The organism is Komagataeibacter ossonobensis (assembly GCF_057359305.1).
In genome coordinates this window covers 79,275-98,634 of the sequence record NZ_JBXAYQ010000008.1, presented here as the reverse complement: position 1 = coordinate 98,634, position 19,360 = coordinate 79,275, and the positions used below count along the sequence as shown (strand labels likewise).

Here is a 19,360-nt window from a genome sequence, read left to right as displayed (position 1 = left end):
AATTGGTTGTTTTAAAATCCTTTAGGATATTCATGTCCGCCCACCATAATTCGCCTCGATGCGTTCATCCAGATAATCGCGGGCGGTAATGGGCGCATATTTCTTCCGTGGCCCCTGAATGATCGCGTCACGGTTGGCCTGACAGAAAAACGGAAGGGACAGGCGCGGGCCAAGATATTCATCGCGCCGGGGCATACGCACACGGTGCAGGGTGGATTTCAGGCGGTCATCGCTCCAGCGCATCAGCATGTCACCGATATTGCACGTAACCGCGCCCGCCACCGGCGGCACGTCGGTCCAGGCCAGTATATCCACATCCTTGCCGGGACAGACCTGCAGCCCCCCCTGCCCCGGCCGCTGGTGCAGCAGGGTCAGGCAGTCAAAATCGGAATGGGCGCCCGCACGCCAGAATTCGAAATCCGCGTCGCGGGCATTTTCCATGCTCATGTAATGGATCAGGCGCAGGGTACTCTGGTACCCGGCTGATGCAGGATCGTGGTTACGGGTGAAGAAATCCGCATCGAACCCCAGCCTGATCGCGAAACACGACAGGATTTTCATTCCCAGTACCCAGTTCTGGCGTTCGAAACGCCGCATGCGAGCCTGAAATCCGGGCAAGGTGGTTTCGGCTGGCCATATGCCTTCCCCCATCTGCGGCAGGGTGATCTGGTAGGATTCCTTGTTATCCGGGGTGCCGGTGGAAGGGCGGACCTGCGCACGGTATTCCCACCCGACATTGGATCCGGGATGGCGGGCATGACGTGCCTTCTGGTCCATGGGCAGGTCAAAGAACCCTTCGGCCGCGGCAAAGGCAGCGTCCACATCCGCGGCGTCAATGCCGTGATTGATAACCTGAAAAAAGCCGACCTGTGTTGCGGCCTCCCATAATGCATCGGCAATGACAGATTTGCGCCTGTCATAATCTGACAGGTCGATCTGCGGGATATTACGGGCAATACAGGTGCCCTGCCCGCCCATCAGGGCTTCCCGATCCAGTTCGGACTGCGCATTGCCATGTACGGGTGCAGGTGCAGGTGCAGGTGCGGGTATGGGGGACATGCGGTGTTCTCCGGTCAGAAGGTTTTTCCTGCCGGGCACGCAAGGGTTACAGGGCATGGCGCGACCGTCCCGATCCGGTGTTGCCGGATGGGGCGAAAAAAAACGCCATCAATATAAAATGCCATGCACGCCAGCGGCCCACAAATCAGGAACTGATTGGTGTGGAGCAATGCCCAGGATACAATCCCGACCGCTTCTACTCGCCCCCGACAACAACATGCCGGGGCATTTTCCGTCAAGACCGAAAACCGCGTGGACTGGCCTTATCCCTGCGGTAGCCAGACGCTGCAGCATGTGCCCTGTCCCGGCGTGCTGGTTATATCCAGCCGGCCACCATGGCGGTCCACGATATGTCGGACAATGGCCAGCCCCAGTCCCGTTCCCTGATCGCCCCCGCTGTGCCCGGCAGACTGGGACACACGATAGAACCGTTCGGTCAACCGGGGCAGGTGCTGCGCCGCGATGCCCGGACCGTTATCGCGCACCGAAATCACAAGCCCGCCGTTTTCCAGCCAGTGCGCCGCAACATCGATCCGCGCCACGGTCGGCGGCGCGGGACGGCCATAACGCAGTGCATTTTCACACAAATTGACCAGCACCTGTAAAATCTGGTCCGCATCCCCCCGCACCGTGCCGGTTGGTGGCGCATGGATAATGATGGCGGCCCGGTCTTCCGCCGGTTTGCCCTGCAGTTCATCATTCAGGCGTGCAAACAGTTCAGGTAGCACGACCTGACCCTGGGGGCGCTGGTGTTCAAGCATCTGCACGCGCGACAGGTACAGCAACCGGTCAATCAGGCGCTGCATGCGGGCGGCCTGCCGGGCCATGATGGCAAGGAATTTCTGCCTTGCCGCGGCATCGTTCGCGGCTGGCCCCTGCAATGTTTCGATAAAGCCGATCAGGGCGGCCAGCGGGGTGCGCAGTTCATGACTGGCATGGGCGACAAAGTCACTGCGCGCGCGGTCCAGCGCATCACGCGCCGTGGCATCCAGCAGCACCACAACGCAGGCGGGATGGCCGTGCCACGACCCTGCCTTCACAAACGCCTGCACCACGCGCCGGACGGGCACATCGGCTTCGATCCGCACCTCGCTCACGCCGCCGGGTTGCAGGTCGGCCACGGCGCGCTGCAGGGCGGGATGGCGGATCAGGGTACCCAGTCCTTCGGCAAATTCAGACTGTGCGCGGGGCGCGGCATGCAGAAGCCGCCCCCCACGCGACAGTACGACCAGGGCGACAGGCAGTTCATCAACCGTAATCGTGTCGGCATCCCCACTGGCGACGGGGTTCGCCAGCGCACGGACGGGGAACCGGCGCACCCTACCGGCGGAGGACGCAGCCAGATGCACGCCATATCCCCCCGCGACCGCACCGATCACCAGTCCCACCACCATCAGAACAAGTGCTGTCACCCCATTCTCCCATTCCCGGCCTGCGCAGGGCATGACACGGGCGATACCATGATGCCGGGACAGCGGAAAGCAGAATGATATTTGTAATAAAATTACAATTTATGCGGTGCAAAATTAATATAATTCTGTAATGTTTGACATTTCGATAATTTTAAAATACGCATCGATCATCATAAAAATAAAAACAATGGTTGAATAAAATCATGATCCACACGATCCTGCTCCACACCGCATCTGCCCGCTTTTCCGAATGCGTCATGTACGTGCCCGTCCCCTGATACGGCGACAGCACGCACCCAGGCATCCTTGCCGCGTTTTCACGCCCCGCCATCCGGCCCGGCCACGAGAAAATCGACAGATGACAACACTGACACGCCATGCCCGTGACCCGCATGGCCGCCATCATCCATTCCCCCATGCCTGCGGTTGGCTGCTGGCCGTAAGCACCATGGCGCTGCCAGCCCACCGCGCCCTTGCGCAGGCCGCATTCCCTGCGGCCCCTACGGTTCCCTCCCTTGTCATGTCCGGCGCGGTTTCCGCCATGCCTGCGACAGCGGTGGCATCAGAGGGCATGACATCCGAACGGCAGATCAGCCTCAACCTGGATGTGGAACGTCTGGGACCGACGCCCGGGGCCATCCGCCGCCCCCCCAACACGCCCATTCCGCCCAGTGGCGTGCCGACCTACCCATCTGCCGGACTGGCAACCATGAGTGTCGCCCCCGTCAGCAGCCCCGGTGACAGCAGGGCGTTCCACAAGATCGAGCTGGATGCCATCCTGACCCATCACGAAGGGCCGTCCGGGCTGCTGCCCGAATGGATCGACGCGCAGCATGACACCGATCTGGAAGACCCGTACTATGTTCCCACCGCAGGCAGCGGCCATCTTGTCCCGCAACTCAATCCGTTGCGGAAGAAGCTGCTGGATCATGGCGTAAGTTTCGCTTTCACCTACAAGGGCGAAGCGATGGGCGTGATCAATGGTGGCGTGGAACGGGGCATGAGTTACGTGCACGAACTGACCGCGCAGGTGAACTTCGATCTGGAAAAAATGGCGGGGATAACCGGCTGGTCGGTCCACACGCTGGTGATGGAACGCGCGGGCCATGCCGTAAGCCATGACCGCGTGGGGGAATATTACGTCAACCTGCAGGAAGTCTATGGCCTGTCGGGCAACGTCGTGGCCCATCTGGTGGATTTCTATGCTGAAAAGAAACTGTGGGACAACCATCTGGACATCACCTTCGGCCGCATGGCGCTGACCCATGTGTTTGCCACGTCGCCGCTGCTGTGTTCGTTCATGGTCACATGCTCCGCGCCTGTGGCGCTGAAGCTGGATCCCGGTTTCAGCGTGTACCCGAAGGCAACATGGGGGTCACGCATCCGCATGCGGCCCACGCGTGACACCGCCATCCAGCTTGGCGCGTATTCGGTCAGCGCCCTGACCGACAACCCCAGCGGCTGGGCATGGGGTAGCGAGAAGGCGACCGGCCTCATGCTGCCAGTCGAATTCACGTGGCAGCCGTTCCTGACCCGCAACCGCCTGCCGGGGCATTACGTGCTGGGCTATGCGCATGACACCACGCGCTATCCCGACCAGATCGGCATTGGCCTGCCCCCCGCCCTGCGCACGGCGGCAGGACACCAGCGATCGGCGCCCATGGACATGTTCTGGTTCGAAGGCGACCAGATGGTCTATCGCCGGGGCGGGCGTAACCAGATGGCGGGTGGCTACCTGATGGCGGGTTATATCCACAACACCCCGCATGTGACCTCGATTTCGGATGAAGCCTATGGCGGCCTGTCCTTTGCCGGTGTCATCCCGTCGCGGGTTACGGACCGGCTGGGCATCATGTATTCATGGTACCATGTCAGCCACCGCAAGGAGGAAGGGCAGATCCTGCGGTATGAAGCCGGTTATTCGCTGGGCACCGCCGTGCGCGCGCCGCAGACGGATTCCCACATCATAGAAGCCTATTACGCCATTGACGCGATGCCGGGCATACTGGTCCAGCCGGAATTCGAGTACATGATCCGGCCGGGTGAAACCAAACACATTCCCAATGCCGCCCTGGTCGGGCTGAAGGTCATCGCCAACCTGTAACATGCCTGCCGCGTATTGGTGCACAAAGCCCCGTATCCCCTGTGGTGCGGGGCTTTTTCGCGCTCGGGTTGCAATTGATAATGAGAATTTGTTGCATTTAAGAGACACAGGGAAGCGAAGCGCCTCAGGGGTTATTGCGAATAATTATCAAAATAGATATGCAGCCTTCATGCAATTAAGAGGCTGTTGCAATATGACAAACCAGACCATCCGCCAGAAACTCAGGCCTTTCTCCCTGCTCACCGCTTCCATGGCGCTGGCCTGCGCGGCTACCGGCGCGCAGGCTGCCGCACAAGACACGACATCCACATCCCCGACCGGCAGCACCAAACAGGCCCGGACAACCACGGCATCGGATACCGATACAACGGACCTGTACAATCATTCATCCGATACATCCCATGACCTGACCCATGTCACTGCATCCCCGATGAATGTGCTGCATGAATCCATCGGGCTGAGCCGGATGCCGCAGGACGCCATGCACACGCCACAGAACGTAAACGTGGTGCCGCAGGTGCTTATGCAGCAGCAGAATGTCAAATCCCTGGATGAAGCGCTGAAGAACGTGCCCGGGATCACCGCATCGGTGGGTGAAGGCGAAGGCGGCATGGCGGGGGATCAGTTCCTGATCCGTGGTTTTGCAGCCCAGAACGATATTTATGAAAACGGCCTGCGTGACTTTGGCGTCTATACGCGCGACAGCTTCTATTATGACCATGTTTCGGTCATCAAGGGGCCGTCATCGGAAGTATTCGGTAATGGCACCACGGGTGGCGCGATCAATATCGTGACCAAGACCCCGCATCTGGGCAACAGCTACCAGGCCAGTTTTTCAGGCGGCAGCGGGTCCTATTATCGCGGCACGCTGGATGTGAACTACCAGTTGAACAGCACCACCGCCTTCCGCCTGACGGGCATGGGCAACGAAAACAATGTCGTTGGCCGTGACGATATCTATTCCCACCGTTGGGGTATCGCGCCGTCCATCGCATTCGGGCTGGGCAAGAAAGTGTCGTTCGTGCTGGAATATTTCCATCAGAACGATAACCGCATTCCCGATTACGGCGTGCCGGTTGTCTATTCCTCCGCCGGTGCCATTGGCCGCCCCGTTACCGAATACGGCGTCAAGCGTACCAACTGGTATGGCACCACCTATGACCAGGATAATTCCAGCACGGACATGATTACCGGCCGCCTGACGGCCAGGGTCAACCCGATCCTGACATTATATAACGACATGCGTGGCGGCATCTTTCATCGCTATTTCTCCGCATCACAGGAAGCATGCTCGAACTTCAGCAGTGGCGCCGTGCTGACCAACAACACGTTCAATGGCGTGTCGCCTTCATCCACCTGTCAGTCCGATTTCTTTTCCGCCAATCCCGGTGCGGCACAGGTGGCGCGTAATGGCGGGGTGGGTGGACCCGAACCCTACCGGCAGAGCGACTGGTCCATACAGGACGTGTTTTCCGGTGTCGCCCACCTGAAAACCGGCGGAATCCGGCACGAGATCATTGGCGGCTTCGACATTGAATACGTGACCGACCACCGACAGAACTACGCCTACGGCTCCAACCGTCCCGGCACCAGCCTGCTTGACCCCTCACCCTACGTGCCCGGCCTGACATTGGGGGACTGCAACCAGTATCCGAACCGGCTGGTCAATATCGGCAATGGCGTGGGCCGCAAGTGCTACAAGGACAGCGACGCGCTGGATGTGGGCTTCTTCCTGTCCGATCAGATATGGCTGACGAATTACCTGTCGGTAAAGGCAGGTTTCCGCTGGGATAACTGGAACAGCCATTACAGCGCCACCGGCGGCAGCACCGCGACGCCAGATGTGCATTACGGGCAGAACGAAACCACCATCAACCCGTCGGTCAGCATCATGTACACCCCGCGCAGCAACCTGATGGTGTATTTCAACTGGTCGGAATCCACCACGCCGCTGAGCATGTATGTCACCAACAGTTCCGAACCCATGAACGCCAAGAACGCAACGGCCGCGCCCGAACGCAGCAGGCTGTATGAAGTGGGTGCGAAATACAGTGCTTTCCACGACCGCATCGGCTTTACGGCGGCCCTGTTCCGGCTGGAAAAGAACAATTCGGTGCAGACCGATCCCTCCACCGGGGACATTACCGCCACCAGTGACCAGGAACGCAACCAGGGGCTTGAACTCAGCGCATCGGGCACCCTGCTGCGCAACTGGATGTTCTATGGCACCTATGCCCTGTATGACCCCACCATCACCAAGGCCGGTTCCACTTCATCCAAGCAGGGCGGGCAGATCCAGTATGTGCCCCATAATCAGGCCACGGCGTGGACCAGTTATGAAATCGCCCCGCGCAAGCCATGGAACATGACCATCGGCGGCGGCATCACGTGGCGGCAGGGTGTATGGCTGGATCAGGCCAACACGGCGCGCGTGCCCGCCACGGTGGAATTCGACGCCATGGTATCGCACCATTTCGCCGACCACTGGAAAGTGGCGATGAACGCCTATAACCTTGATAACCGGCTGAATTACGGCAGCCTGTTTTCAAACCGGGTGACGCCTTCCATAGGGCGGTCGTTCCTGTTCAACATCTCGGCCCAGTACTGATCCCCAACGCCATACGCCCAAGGTCCCGCCATGCTGCTGCACATTCCCGCCCTGCTGACGGCCGATGAACTGGCCCATTGCCGTGAAACACTGAAAAACGCGCAATGGACCGACGGACGCGAGACGGCGGGCGCACAGTCAGCGAAGGCCAAGAACAACCTGCAGCTGCCCCGGGATTCGGAAGCCTGTCTTGAACTGGGGCAGCTTGTGCTGCGCGCGCTGGGCCGCAATGCCCTGTTCAACAGCGCGGTGCTGCCCTACCGGGTCAGTCCGCCGCTGTTCAACCGCTATGAAAATGGCATGAGCTTTGGCGCGCATGTGGACAACGCCATACGCGGCATCCTGTCGGGGGGGATCCATACGCGTATCCGCACGGATGTCTCCTCCACACTGTTTTTTTCCGACCCGGATGAATATGACGGCGGTGAACTGACCATTCATGCCAATGGCAATGAACAGGCGATAAAACTGCCGGCGGGCGACATGATCCTGTATCCCACCACCGTGCTGCACAGCGTCACCCCGGTAACACGGGGCAGCAGGCTGGCAGCCTTTTTCTGGTCGCAGTCCATGATTGCCGAAGAAAGCCGGCGGCAGATCATGTTTGACCTGGACATGCAGGTGACATCGCTGCGCGAACGGCTGGGGGATGCCGATTCCGCCGTACTGTCACTGACCAATATCTACCACAACATGATGCGCCAATGGTGCGCGCTTTAGCCCGCCATCCGATGCCCGACAGGAAATATTTCCGCTTTTTTGAATATTTTCCGTGCTATTTGCGTGCAACCTCTATACAAGATGCCCCACGGCTGGACTTTTCAGCTACGGACAAGATTTCAATTGCAGCCACGCTACGCGGCCTTCTGGCATCCCCGATAAAACGAAAAGTCTCGATTCCGCGCATGTTCGCGTGGGTGCCGGTTACGCAAGGAGGCCAACACATGGCCGCAGGAACAGTTAAATGGTTCAACGCCCAGAAGGGCTTTGGATTTATCCAGCCGGATGATGGAAGCGCTGACGCTTTCGTTCACATCTCTGCAGTCGAGCAGGCTGGCCAGCAGACCCTGAACGAAGGACAGGCTGTAACCTACGACCTCGAACGGGGCCGTAATGGCAAGTCTTCCGCAGTCAATCTGAAGATTGGCTGATAATTTCGGCAGGAACCCCGGTTCCTGCCGTTTTTATTTCTACCCTCTTTTACAGCCAGACAGCATGTTCCGGTTCCTGATACTGGTGCTGGCCTGCCTGCCCCTGCATCGTGCCATGGCACAGATGCCCGGCGCGGTCCCCGGTGGCTGGAATGGCAGCGTGGCATTGCCCCACGCAACGATGGCCCCATTGGGCCCGTCCATACCCGCCACACCCCCATTGGCGCATTTCGCCCCGCTGCCCGGCTCCGACCGGTCCATCGGCATATCATCCCCGACGGGATATGAACATGGGCAGACCGGCAGTCGTGACATGCCCACCCCCACGGATGACAATGACGCGCGGCAGGACTGGAATGCCTTCCAGCAGGCTGAACGGCAGGTGCTGCGCAACATGCACCGCACGCCCTGACCGGACATCCGTATTCAGCCAACCGCAAAAATGTCGCGCATGTCCATTTGGCTGGCAATTTCCCATACCCGCGCCGTCAACGCGGTCGGCAGGGACTGGGTCAGGCGCACCAGCCCGACCTCCGGCACGCTACAGGGTCCAAGCGGGCAGACCTGCAGGCGACAATGCCCGGTATGGGTTGGCAGCGCCATGACCGGCAATATGCTGGCCAGCCGCCCCGCCAGCAGTTCCGCATACAGCACTTCCAGCGAATTTGTTTCCAGCACCACGGTGGGCGTCACCCCCGCCCCCCTGAACGCGGCATCCACGATCTGGCGCGTACGCATTTCGGGACTGAGCAGGCACAGGGGCAGATCGGCCAGCGTACCCCACTCACGTCGCCCCGTGGGCAGGACAATGGGCTCGGCCGCCACCAGCACGTGCTGCTCCGTAAAAAGCGGCAGGACGTCAAAGGGCGCATCGGACGCGATCTGGTCCAGATAGACCAGCCCCAGGTCAAGCTGCTGCTGGCGCAGGCGATGGATGGTATCCGCGCATGACCCGATACGGACCTGCAGGTGCAGGCCGGGAATGGCGCTACGGAAGCTTTCCAGCATCAGGGGGATGGCCTGCATCCCCGGCGGCATGGCCCCGATGGACAGCGTGCCCCCCGCCACTTCCTGCGCGAAAGCCGCTTCCTGCCGCAATCCGTCCAGTGCCGCCAGCGTCTGGCGCGCCCAGGCCAGCACCCGCCGCCCTTCATCCGTCAGGCCGTTGAAACGCCGGGTGCGGCGGATGATGGTAATACCCAGCTCGGCTTCAAGCTGGCGTATCGCCGCAGACAGTGCGGGCTGCGAGACACCGCAGCTTTCCGCCGCGCGGGAAAAATGCTGATAACGGTCAAGGGCTATCAGGTAGGTCAACTGCCGCAGAAACACACTACATCCGTCCAGACAAGAAACATCACCGTCTTATCCGACAACCACGACATTCACCAGTGACTGTCCGAATGCCCCTGTCATGGGAAGGGGGAACGATCCACCTTGCCATGAACTACCGCGCCGCCTGCAGGATCCCGGCCCAGCAATTACCGGATTTAAAATACCTTTCTGATGGAAACAGAAATTATCGGGCATCCCCTTTATCCCGGAAAGACAGTGTTTTCTGAAGCTTTTTGAAAAAACGCTTCACCAGAAACTTTCCCATGATCTGCAGGCGGTCCCGGCAGCGGGATTGCGCGATCATGCTGTTTTTGATCCGGCCCGTTCATGCTAGCATCCACACCGTATGGAATGGCGCTACCACATCCCGCCGCTTGCGGCCCTCAACGCCTTTGTGGCCTATGCGCGCACCGGCGGCATCCGTCGTGCTGCGACCGCACTGGGGGTGGATCATGCCGTGGTCAGCCGCCACCTGCGCGACCTGGAAAACAGCCTTGGCGTCGCCCTGCGCAACCGCAGCGAAGGTGGCCTGACACCCGAAGGGCATGATTACCATACCCGCATTGCCCCCCTGCTGGACGGACTTGCCCGCGCCACGGCGGACATACGCGGGCAGATGCCACAGGTAACCCTGACGTGCTCGCACGGGATCGCCTATCACTGGCTGCTGCCACGGCTGGCCAGTTTCCGGCAGACCTATCCCGGTGTGGACCTGATGCTGCGTCCCGTTGATTCCGACTGCCGGTTTGATCCCGACCGGATCGACACCGTGCTGCATGCCGATATCCGCTACATCAACGACCATAACGCCGCCCCCATCGCACCGCGCGTACGCGCCCTGCCGATTGCGCGGCCGCCGGTTTTCCCGGTCGCAAGCCCGGCCTGCCTGCACCGCCTTGCCCATCCGCTGCGCAAGGCCGCTGACCTGCTGCACGCCCCGCTGCTGATTGAAGACAATGATACGGAATGGCGGCTGTGGTTTGCGGGACAGTCGGTCGCGGTCGCGCACGTGGCCGGATGCAGCCGGTTATGGCAGGCGCATCTGGCGCTGGCGGCGGCGCGCGCGGGCGAAGGGATCGCACTGGCCAATGCCTACCTGCTGCAAGATGACCTGCAGACCGGTCGCCTGGTCCGGGTCACCACTACGGACATTCCGCTGCATGATGTCTCGCTGGGGGCCTATGTCCTGCGTGCGACGGAACAGGCATGGCAGGCGCGGCCAATGGTGATGCTGCGCACATGGCTGGAAGCGCAACTGCATGCGGACAAAGCGGAAGTGGTGACATCCAGTCACCATTGATCGCTTAAAAAGCGCCTCCCCACCCTGTTGCGAACCCGTTACGTGGAACATGACCGAAACGGCTGTACCCACAGCCCCCATGCACCCCACAGGGATGAAAACAGGCCATGACACTGACCAACAAGGATCTTCTTGCCCGCCGCAACCACGCCGTACCGCGCGGGGTGGCGACATCCACCCCTGTTTTCGCCGACCGGGCCGAAAATGCCGAACTGTGGGATGTGGAAGGTCGCCGCTACGTTGATTTCGCCGGTGGCATTGCCGTGCTGAATGTGGGCCACCGCCACCCGAAGGTGCTGGAAGCCGTGCGCGCGCAGCTTGACCGTTTCACGCATACCGCGTTTCAGGTCTCGGCGTATGAGCCGTATATCGCGCTGGCGGAAAAGCTGAATGCACTGGCTCCGTTTGAAGGCCCGGCCAAGACCATTTTCTTTTCCACCGGGGGGGAGGCGACGGAAAACGCGGTGAAGATCGCGCGCGCGGCCACCGGGCGCAACGGCATCATCGCCTTTACCGGCGGGTTCCATGGCCGCACGCTGCTGGCATCGGCCATGACGGGCAAGGTCAAGCCATACAAGGCCCCATTCGGCACCCTGCCGGGTGAAGTCTATCACCTGCCCTTCCCTGACGGGGAAGAGGTAAAGGTGGCGGACACGCTGCGCATGCTCGATTTCCTGTTCGCCGCCGACCTGCCGGCATCCAGCGTCGCCGCCATCATCATCGAACCCGTGCAGGGCGAAGGCGGCTTCCGCGTGGCGCCTACCGAACTGCTGGTTGCCCTGCGCCGCATCTGTGACGAACACGGCATCAAGCTGGTGGCCGACGAAGTGCAGAGCGGCTTCGCCCGCACGGGTCGCCTGTTCGGCATCGAACATTCCGGCGTGCAGCCTGACCTTGTCTCCGTTGCGAAGTCCATGGGCGGTGGCCTGCCGCTTTCGGGCGTGATCGGCCGCGCAGAGCTTATGGACGCGGTTGGCCCCGGCGGTCTGGGCGGCACCTATGGCGGTGCGCCGCTGGCCTGTGCGGCGGGTCTGGCGGTGCTGGACATCATCCGCGATGAAAAACTGGTGGAACGCGCCAACACGATTGGTGAAAGCCTGCGTCGCCACATTGACCGCCTGCATGCCAACACAAAACTCCTGCCCGTCAGCCGCGCGCGTGGTCTGGGTGCGATGATCGCCTTCGACATCCTGGAAGAACACGGCAAGCCGGGCGTACGCGCGGGCGCCGCCGCCGCGATCTGCGCGCGGGCGTGTGAAAAGGGGCTGATCCTGCTGTCCTGTGGCACGCAGGGCGCGACCATCCGTATTCTTGTACCATTGACGGCATCGGATGAGATCATTGATGAAGGAATGAAAATCATCGAGCAGGTTCTGGCAGAATCCTTAGCCTGAACCTGTCCAAACCGCCCGACCGCAATGTACCGGAGACCGAAATGACCGTACACCTTTCCAATACATCCCTGTTCCGCAAGGATGCGTTCATTAACGGGACATGGTGCCCCGCGGCGGGCGGCGCACGCCGTCCCGTACATAACCCCGCCACCGGTGCCGTCGTGGCGGAGGTGGCCGAATGCGGCGCGCAGGATGTCACCCTCGCCGTTGCCGCCGCCGTTACGGCACAGGCGGAATGGCGCAACCGCACCGGGGCGCAGCGGCAGGTGATCCTGACGCGCTGGCATGACCTGGTGATGGACAATGTCGATGACCTCGCCACCCTGATCGTGACCGAACAGGGCAAGCCCCGCGCGGAAGCGGCGGGCGAGATCCGTTATGCCGCAAGTTTCCTGCTGTGGTTTGCAGCCGAGGCCATGCGCGCCTATGGCGATGTCATTCCGCCGACCAACCCGGCCACCCGGCTGAGCGTGATCCGCCAGCCCGTGGGCGTATGTGCCGCGATCACGCCGTGGAACTTTCCCGCCGCCATGATCACCCGCAAGGCCGGACCCGCACTGGCCGCCGGCTGCGCCATGATCATCAAGCCGTCGGAAGACACGCCCCTGACGGCACTCGCGCTGGCGGAACTGGCACACCAGGCGGGCGTGCCTGCCGGTCTGCTGCAGGTGCTGCCCGGTGATGGCGTGACACTGGGCAAGGCGCTGTGCGCCAGCCCCGATATCCGCAAGCTGTCCTTTACGGGGTCCACGCAGGTCGGACGGATCCTGATGGCGCAGTCGGCCCCCACGCTCAAGCGCCTGTCGCTGGAACTGGGTGGCAACGCGCCCTTCATCGTATTTGACGATGCGCATATCGAACAGGCGATCAAAAGCGCCATCGCCGCCAAATACCGCAATGCCGGCCAGACCTGCGTCTGCGCCAACCGCATTCTGGTGCAGGATGGCATTTATGACGAATTCGCCACCCGCTTCGCCCGCGTGGTGGAAAAGCTGCAGGTGGGACCGGGCAGCGATCCTGACTCCATCATCGGGCCGCTGATCAGCTCAAAGGCGCGCGACAAGGTGGAAGAACACGTCAATGACGCGGTATCGCACGGTGCCACCGTCATGTGCGGCGGCGCGCGCGATAATGCGGGCGAACTGTTCTATCGCCCCACCGTGCTGCGTGACGCGACCCCCGCCATGCGTATCGCGCATGAAGAAACCTTCGGCCCCGTGGCCCCGCTGTTCCGCTTCCATACGGAAGCCGAGGCCATCGCCATGGCCAATGACACGGAATACGGTCTGGCCGCCTATTTCTTCACCCGCGACCATGCCCGCGCCTACCGCGTGGCCGAAGCGCTGGAATACGGCATGGTGGGCCACAACACCGGCCTGATTTCCAACGAAGTCGCCCCCTTTGGCGGCATCAAGCAGTCCGGCATGGGGCGCGAGGGATCGCGCTATGGCATGGATGAATACATGGAAATGAAGTATATCTGCACCGATATCACCGACCATACGGCCTGACCGGTACGCAAGGCATGCCCCTCCCCTTCCGGACACGAAGGGGAAGGGGTGCATTTACTTCCGCTTTCAATGGATTACGATGGCGGCATGGACGAATTCCGTTTTCTTCATGCCGCCGACCTGCATCTGGACAGCCCACTGCTGGGGCTGACGGAAAAGTCGGGCGAATATGCCCGCCTGATCGCCGATGCCTCGCGTCGTGCCTTCAATGACATGGTCGACCTGGCCATCCGGACCGAATGCCGCTTTGTCGTGCTGGCGGGCGACGTGTTTGATGGTGACCTGCGCGATACGCAGTGTGGCCTGTTCTTCATCAACGGCATGGCCCGACTGCAGCAGGCGGACATTCGCGTTTTCATGATCCTTGGCAATCATGATGCGGAAAACCGTTTCGCCAGACACCTGCATATCACGGACAACGTCCACCTGTTCGCCACCAGCAAGGCCGAAACCTGCGTCATGGAGGATCTGGGGGTTGCCGTGCATGGCCGCAGCTTTGGCCGCCGTGACGTAACCGACAATATCGCGCGCAAATACCCCGCCCCCATGCCCGGCCTGTTCAACATCGGCATCCTGCACACCGCCTGCCAGGGGCGGGAGGGGCATGAAACCTACGCCCCCTGCACGGTGGAGCAACTGGTCAACCATGGCTACCAGTACTGGGCGCTGGGCCATGTCCACACCCGCGAAATCCTGCATGAAGACCCATACGTGGTTTACGCGGGCAACCTGCAGGGACGCCACGCGCGTGAAGCCGGGCCGAAGGGCGCATCACTGGTCACGGTGTGTGGCGGGGATGTCGCATCCGTGGACCATCAGGTGCTTGACGCCGTGCGCTGGGCCAGTGAGGTCGTGGACCTGACCCATGCCGCAACGTCGGCCGACATGACCGGGTGCATCCGCCGCGCAGGCCAGGACCTGATCGCGCAGGCACAGGGGCGGCCGATTGCCCTGCGGCTGGAACTGGTCGGCGCAAGCCCGCTGCATGCCCACCTGATCCGTGACACGCATGACGTGCAGTTGGAAATCGAGGCGATCCTGGCCAGCCTGTCTGATGAGATATGGCTGGAACGCCTGAAAATCCATACCCGCCCGCCCGTGCGTCCTGCCGTTCTGGACCGCTCCACCGGCGGCCGGATCGCGGCCGACATACGACAGGCGGCCACACCGGAGGCATTGCAGGCGGAACTGTCCGATATCCTGAAAATCGTAATGGAGCGCGTGCCCGCCCAGGCGCGGACGGATGAAATGCGGGAAAGCATTCTCAACGACGTGCCGGCACGCGCGGTTGACCTTGCCCTGTCGCTGGTGGAAAACCCGGAGGGCAGCGACAATGCGCATCAGTAACTTCCGCATTGTCAAATATGGCGGCATTGCCGACCTTGACCTTGATTTCGGGGATGGCCGCGGCCTGCACGTCATCCATGGCCCCAATGAGGCCGGCAAGAGTACCTGCCTGTCCGCCCTGTCGGATTTCCTGTTCGGTGTTCCCAACCTGTCAATTGCCGGGGCCATGTTTGGCAATGCGCAGATCCGGCTGGATGCGCAGGTGCGGCTTGATGACGGTCAGGTACTGGAACTGAGCCGCCACAAGGGCCGCAAGAACACCTTGCAGGACCCGGATCACAACGCGGTGCCGGACAGCGTGCTGGCACGGCCACTAGGGGCAATGACGCGTGAACGCTTTGCCGCGCTGTTCGGGCTGAATGACGAAACCCTGCGTTCCGGTGGTGCGGCACTGCTGCGGGCGAACGGGGATATCGGCCGCCTGATCGTGGAAGCCGGTGGCGGCCTGCGCGCCCTTGTGGAACGGCTGGAGGCAATCGACGCACGCCGCAATGCCCTGTTCACCCCGCGGCGTGGGGTTGAACGTGCGTTCTACAGGGCGCTGGATGACTTCAACGCCGCAAGGGACAGCCTGAGGGAAGCCTCGCTCGGCCATGACGCCTATACCGAACACTGTCGCCTGCGTGACGAAGCCCGCCAGCAGAAAACTGACATAAGCCATGAACAGGACGAACTGCGCCGCCTGCACGCCCACTACGAACGGCTGGAAAAAGCCGTACCCGTGCTGCGCGACATCAGTCGGCTGCACGATGAACTGAGCGCACAGGCCGATCTTGCCGCACTACCCGCGGGCATGGCCACCGCCATCATCACCGCGCTGGATGCATGCGAGGCGGCCACGACCCGCCATGAGGCTGCCGTGGCGCAGGCCACGCAATTGCGGCAGCAGACGGCCATATCCCCGGTGCAGCTTGCCCTTGCCTCCCTGCGCGATCCCATCATGCAGGCCATCCGCCTTGGCCAGACCGTCCGCCAGCATCGTGCGCAGAAGGCCGCGCAGGACGAAAAATGGCGCGGCATAGATGAAAGCCTGGCCAGCCTGCGCCAGCGGCTGGGCAAGGGTGCGGACGCCGATCTGCACCAGTCCATGCCAGACCGTACGGTTCTGGACGGTATCCGCGTAATGGCTGACACACAGGCCCGATGGCGCAACCAGCACGACAATCTGGAACAGGAAGTCCGCAAGACGGACCTTGCCATTGCGCAGAAACAGCACCGCATGGATAGCCTGCGGGCCGCCGGTCACAACCTGGCGCTGCATGAAGACACGGCCCCCTTTGCCGCCCTGCCCACGGAAATGAAGCGGCTGGCGCTACGTACTGCAACACTGGACCAGCGTCAGGCCAGCCTTGCGGCACAGGTGCAGGCACTGGGGGCGGATACGGTGGACCAGTTGCGCCACCTGCCCTGCCCCACGGCCGATGGCGTGCAGCATATCACGCAGGCCCAGCATAAACTGCGCATTGAACACGACCGTCTGGCCAGCACGCTGGCGGCGGAACGCGAACGCCTGACCACGTTGCAGCCCCAGCTTGCGCGACTGGAACAGGCAGGCAGTTCCATAACACCGGACATGCTGGCAACCGCACGCGCGCAGCGTGATACGCTGTGGCAGGAAATCCGCGCGACCTACCTGCACCCCGACCATGACACGCCCGTGCCCACACGCCAGGTCCGTGCCGTGGCGCTGGACGCCGCCATGGAACGGGCGGACAGCCTGTCGGCACAGTTGATGGCACAGGCGGACCGTATTGCCCGGATCGAGGGGCTGCGCCACGACATCAGCCACTGCATGGAAAAAATTGCCTTCCATGACCACAATCGGTCTGAGGTGGAAAAGCAGCTTACCCGCCAGTGGCAGGAATTCATTACCCCTTTCCCCGCCCTGCAATCCCGTGCCGCAACACCCGAAGCCCTGCTGGCATTCATACAGCAGCGCGCGCAGGTACTGACTGACGCCGAACAGGTCGCAGCCGAACGGGCGACACTGGCAGAAGAACGCATTCGCCCCGATGCGGTGCGCGACCGGCTGCGGCGGCTGGCCGGACGGCTGGGGATTGATCCCGCGCTGGACCTGCCTGCCTGCGTTGAAGCCACCACCGCCGCCATGCGCGTGCATGCCAGCGGGCATGAAGAATACGGCAGGTTGCAGCGTGAACTGGATGAACTGCTCCCGCTACAGGCACAGTTGCGCCAGCAGGGCACGGACCTGACCGCCGCCCGGCAGGCATGGCAGCAGCAATGGGCCAGCGCCATGCAGGCCATCGGCCTTCCGGCAGACGCCCTGCCCGATGTCGCGCGTGACCTTGCAACCGAATGGGCGGCGGCCCCCGCGCATATTGAACGGCTGGCGGAACTGCATGAAGCCCGCGCGCAGGCCCACACGACCGAGCAGGCGCTGACGCAGGCTCTCGACACCATGCGGCAGCACCTGCCGCTGCCACAGGACGGGGTGGCGGCGGCCGAGGAGCTGGACCGCCAGTGGCAGGCCGCGGAAAAAGCCCGGCATCAGCGCGAAGCCCTGCAACCGGCGCTGGCTGCGGCCAATCAGGATGTGATCGATAGCGAAGCCAGCCTGTCGCACGCCCGCACAGCCATTGATGCGCTGATGATCCGGACGCATACCGACAGCATGGACACCCTGCGCCAGCTTGCTGCCCGACTGGCTCACCGCGACCGGCTGGACCACGACCATGCGCAGGCGCGCGACACCCTGTCACGCATGACGGACGGACAGTCCGCCGCCGAACTGGAACGTGCGCTGGATGGACGTGACCTGCCGGAACTGAAGGCGGAAATAGCAGGGATCCATGACCGCCTGGCTGACCTGCAACGCCTGCGTGACAACGCCGTACGTGCTGAACAGGAGCAGGACATGGCGCTGCGTGCATTCGAACACAACACGGATGCCCAGCAGGCCGCTGCACGACGCGAGGCCGCCATTGCCAGCCTGCACCAGATTGTGGAGGAATATTCCCGGCTGACCCTGACCCGCAAACTGATCGCCGATGCGATTGACCGTGTGCGGGCGGCGCAGCAGGATCCGCTGGTCACGCACGCGGGGCAGTTCCTGTCCCTTGCCACGCTGGGGGCCTTTACCGGCATCAGGACGGAACTTGATGCGCATGATGAACCGGTCGTGCATGGCGTGCGCCACGATGGCAGCACCGTACCGGTCATGATGATGAGTGCGGGCACCCGCGACCAGCTTTTCCTGGCCTTTCGGCTGGCCAGCGTGGAAACCTACTGTAAATCAGCCGAATCCCTGCCCTTCATCGCTGATGACCTATTGGTCCAGTTCGATGACGCCCGCAGCCTGGGCACCCTGCGGGTACTGGCTGATTTTGCCCGTACAACACAGGTGCTGCTGTTTACCCACCATGACAGCATACGCGACATGACCCGCGCCCTGCGCGACGAAATGCGCGACGGGGGTGTCCGCATCAACCTGCTGGAACTACCCCGCGCACCCATTGCGGAACCTGTTGCAATGATGGAAAAATGATACCGGGGACAGGGTCAGGATAGAAAATAATAAAAGTTTCCGGGTGCCGCCTTTTCCCAAAAAGGCGGCGTTTTCAGAGGCTTTTTGAAAAAATCTTTACCAGAAAATTTCTTATGCCTTACTGACTTTTTACCAGTTCCGCGGCCCCGGCATCATCTGCCTGCGCTGCTGATCCTGCTGCTGTTCCATCTGGAAACGCTGCTGGCGTAGCTGTTCGTCCTGCTGCTGGAACTGCTGGCGCATCTGCTGTTCCTGCTGCTGTTGCTGCATACGGAACTGTTCACGCTGGCGGGCGACCTGTTCACGGCCACCGGGCTGGTTGCCCATCTGGCGTTCCTGCTGGTCCAGTTGCATCTGCTGCTGGCGGAACTGCTGCTGCATCTGCTGCATCTGCTGGTCACGCTGCATGTGCATCTGTTGTTCCTGCTGGCGCATCTGCATCTGCTGCTGCCCGAACTGCTGTTGCATCTGCTGCATCTGCTGGTCATGCTGCATACGCATCTGCTCCATCTGCTGGGCGCGCTGCTGCGCCTGCTGCATGTCGGGCTGGGCCTGCGCGCCCACCGCCATGATGGTGGTTCCCAGCAGCAGTGCGCACAGATAACCCGCGCGGGTGGTCGTGGTGGACGCCATGGTG

Annotated in this window: 15 protein-coding genes; 10 read left to right on the top strand and 5 right to left on the bottom strand. The window is 61.9% G+C overall.

Features of this window, described 5'->3' with window-relative positions:
* Window positions 1–30 precede the first annotated feature (30 nt).
* Both AC1RQ9_RS07690 and AC1RQ9_RS07685 read right to left on the bottom strand, forming a co-directional pair.
* Entirely contained in the window at window positions 31–1,059 is a 1,029-nt protein-coding gene (locus AC1RQ9_RS07690) for an isopenicillin N synthase family dioxygenase (protein ID WP_485986284.1), read from the bottom strand.
* 263 nt (window positions 1,060–1,322) lie between these two features.
* Window positions 1,323–2,504, bottom strand: coding sequence for a sensor histidine kinase (locus AC1RQ9_RS07685; protein WP_485986283.1), 1,182 nt, complete (start codon window positions 2,502–2,504; stop codon window positions 1,323–1,325).
* A gap of 325 nt (window positions 2,505–2,829) precedes the next feature.
* On the opposite strand from AC1RQ9_RS07685, the gene AC1RQ9_RS07680 reads away from it, so the two are divergent.
* From AC1RQ9_RS07680 to AC1RQ9_RS07660, 5 genes are all read left to right on the top strand, one after another.
* Entirely contained in the window at window positions 2,830–4,575 is a 1,746-nt protein-coding gene (locus AC1RQ9_RS07680; protein WP_485986282.1) for a carbohydrate porin, read from the top strand.
* Window positions 4,576–4,768: 193 nt separating this feature from the next.
* Window positions 4,769–7,183: a TonB-dependent receptor gene (locus AC1RQ9_RS07675; RefSeq protein WP_485986281.1), complete on the top strand. Its 2,415-nt coding sequence runs from the start codon at window positions 4,769–4,771 to the stop codon at window positions 7,181–7,183.
* A 30-nt stretch (window positions 7,184–7,213) separates the two neighbouring features.
* Entirely contained in the window at window positions 7,214–7,903 is a 690-nt protein-coding gene (locus AC1RQ9_RS07670) for a Fe2+-dependent dioxygenase (protein WP_485986280.1), read from the top strand.
* A gap of 224 nt (window positions 7,904–8,127) precedes the next feature.
* The gene (locus AC1RQ9_RS07665) at window positions 8,128–8,334 is read left to right on the top strand and encodes a cold-shock protein (protein WP_007398099.1); all 207 of its coding nucleotides are present in this window, start codon (window positions 8,128–8,130) and stop codon (window positions 8,332–8,334) included.
* Window positions 8,335–8,398: 64 nt separating this feature from the next.
* Window positions 8,399–8,746, top strand: a complete 348-nt coding sequence (locus AC1RQ9_RS07660; protein ID WP_485986279.1) for a hypothetical protein — start codon at window positions 8,399–8,401, stop codon at window positions 8,744–8,746.
* A 14-nt stretch (window positions 8,747–8,760) separates the two neighbouring features.
* Here AC1RQ9_RS07660 and AC1RQ9_RS07655 read toward each other — a convergent pair whose 3' ends face one another.
* Both AC1RQ9_RS07655 and AC1RQ9_RS07650 read right to left on the bottom strand, forming a co-directional pair.
* On the bottom strand, window positions 8,761–9,663 hold the full coding sequence (locus tag AC1RQ9_RS07655) for a LysR family transcriptional regulator (RefSeq protein WP_485986278.1): 903 nt from the start codon (window positions 9,661–9,663) through the stop codon (window positions 8,761–8,763).
* Window positions 9,664–9,866: 203 nt separating this feature from the next.
* The gene (locus AC1RQ9_RS07650) at window positions 9,867–9,995 is read right to left on the bottom strand and encodes a hypothetical protein (RefSeq protein ID WP_485986277.1); all 129 of its coding nucleotides are present in this window, start codon (window positions 9,993–9,995) and stop codon (window positions 9,867–9,869) included.
* A 17-nt stretch (window positions 9,996–10,012) separates the two neighbouring features.
* Between AC1RQ9_RS07650 and AC1RQ9_RS07645 the strand changes: the two genes are divergently transcribed.
* The 5 genes from AC1RQ9_RS07645 to AC1RQ9_RS07625 all read left to right on the top strand — a co-directional run bounded on the left by AC1RQ9_RS07645 (window position 10,013) and on the right by AC1RQ9_RS07625 (window position 18,723).
* Window positions 10,013–10,966 (top strand): LysR substrate-binding domain-containing protein, encoded by a 954-nt coding sequence (locus AC1RQ9_RS07645; protein ID WP_485986276.1) that lies wholly within the window; start codon window positions 10,013–10,015, stop codon window positions 10,964–10,966.
* 107 nt (window positions 10,967–11,073) lie between these two features.
* The gene (gene gabT, locus AC1RQ9_RS07640) at window positions 11,074–12,360 is read left to right on the top strand and encodes a 4-aminobutyrate--2-oxoglutarate transaminase (protein WP_193731493.1); all 1,287 of its coding nucleotides are present in this window, start codon (window positions 11,074–11,076) and stop codon (window positions 12,358–12,360) included.
* A 41-nt stretch (window positions 12,361–12,401) separates the two neighbouring features.
* Complete coding sequence (locus AC1RQ9_RS07635) at window positions 12,402–13,871, top strand: NAD-dependent succinate-semialdehyde dehydrogenase (RefSeq protein WP_485986274.1); 1,470 nt, start codon at window positions 12,402–12,404, stop codon at window positions 13,869–13,871.
* 87 nt (window positions 13,872–13,958) lie between these two features.
* Window positions 13,959–15,218 (top strand): metallophosphoesterase family protein, encoded by a 1,260-nt coding sequence (locus tag AC1RQ9_RS07630; protein ID WP_485986273.1) that lies wholly within the window; start codon window positions 13,959–13,961, stop codon window positions 15,216–15,218.
* Window positions 15,205–18,723 (top strand): AAA family ATPase, encoded by a 3,519-nt coding sequence (locus tag AC1RQ9_RS07625; protein WP_485986271.1) that lies wholly within the window; start codon window positions 15,205–15,207, stop codon window positions 18,721–18,723. Before AC1RQ9_RS07630 ends, AC1RQ9_RS07625 begins: the two co-directional genes overlap by 14 nt.
* Before the next feature lie 129 nt (window positions 18,724–18,852).
* Here AC1RQ9_RS07625 and AC1RQ9_RS07620 read toward each other — a convergent pair whose 3' ends face one another.
* The gene (locus tag AC1RQ9_RS07620; RefSeq protein WP_485986269.1) at window positions 18,853–19,356 is read right to left on the bottom strand and encodes a hypothetical protein; all 504 of its coding nucleotides are present in this window, start codon (window positions 19,354–19,356) and stop codon (window positions 18,853–18,855) included.
* Window positions 19,357–19,360: the final 4 nt, after the last annotated feature.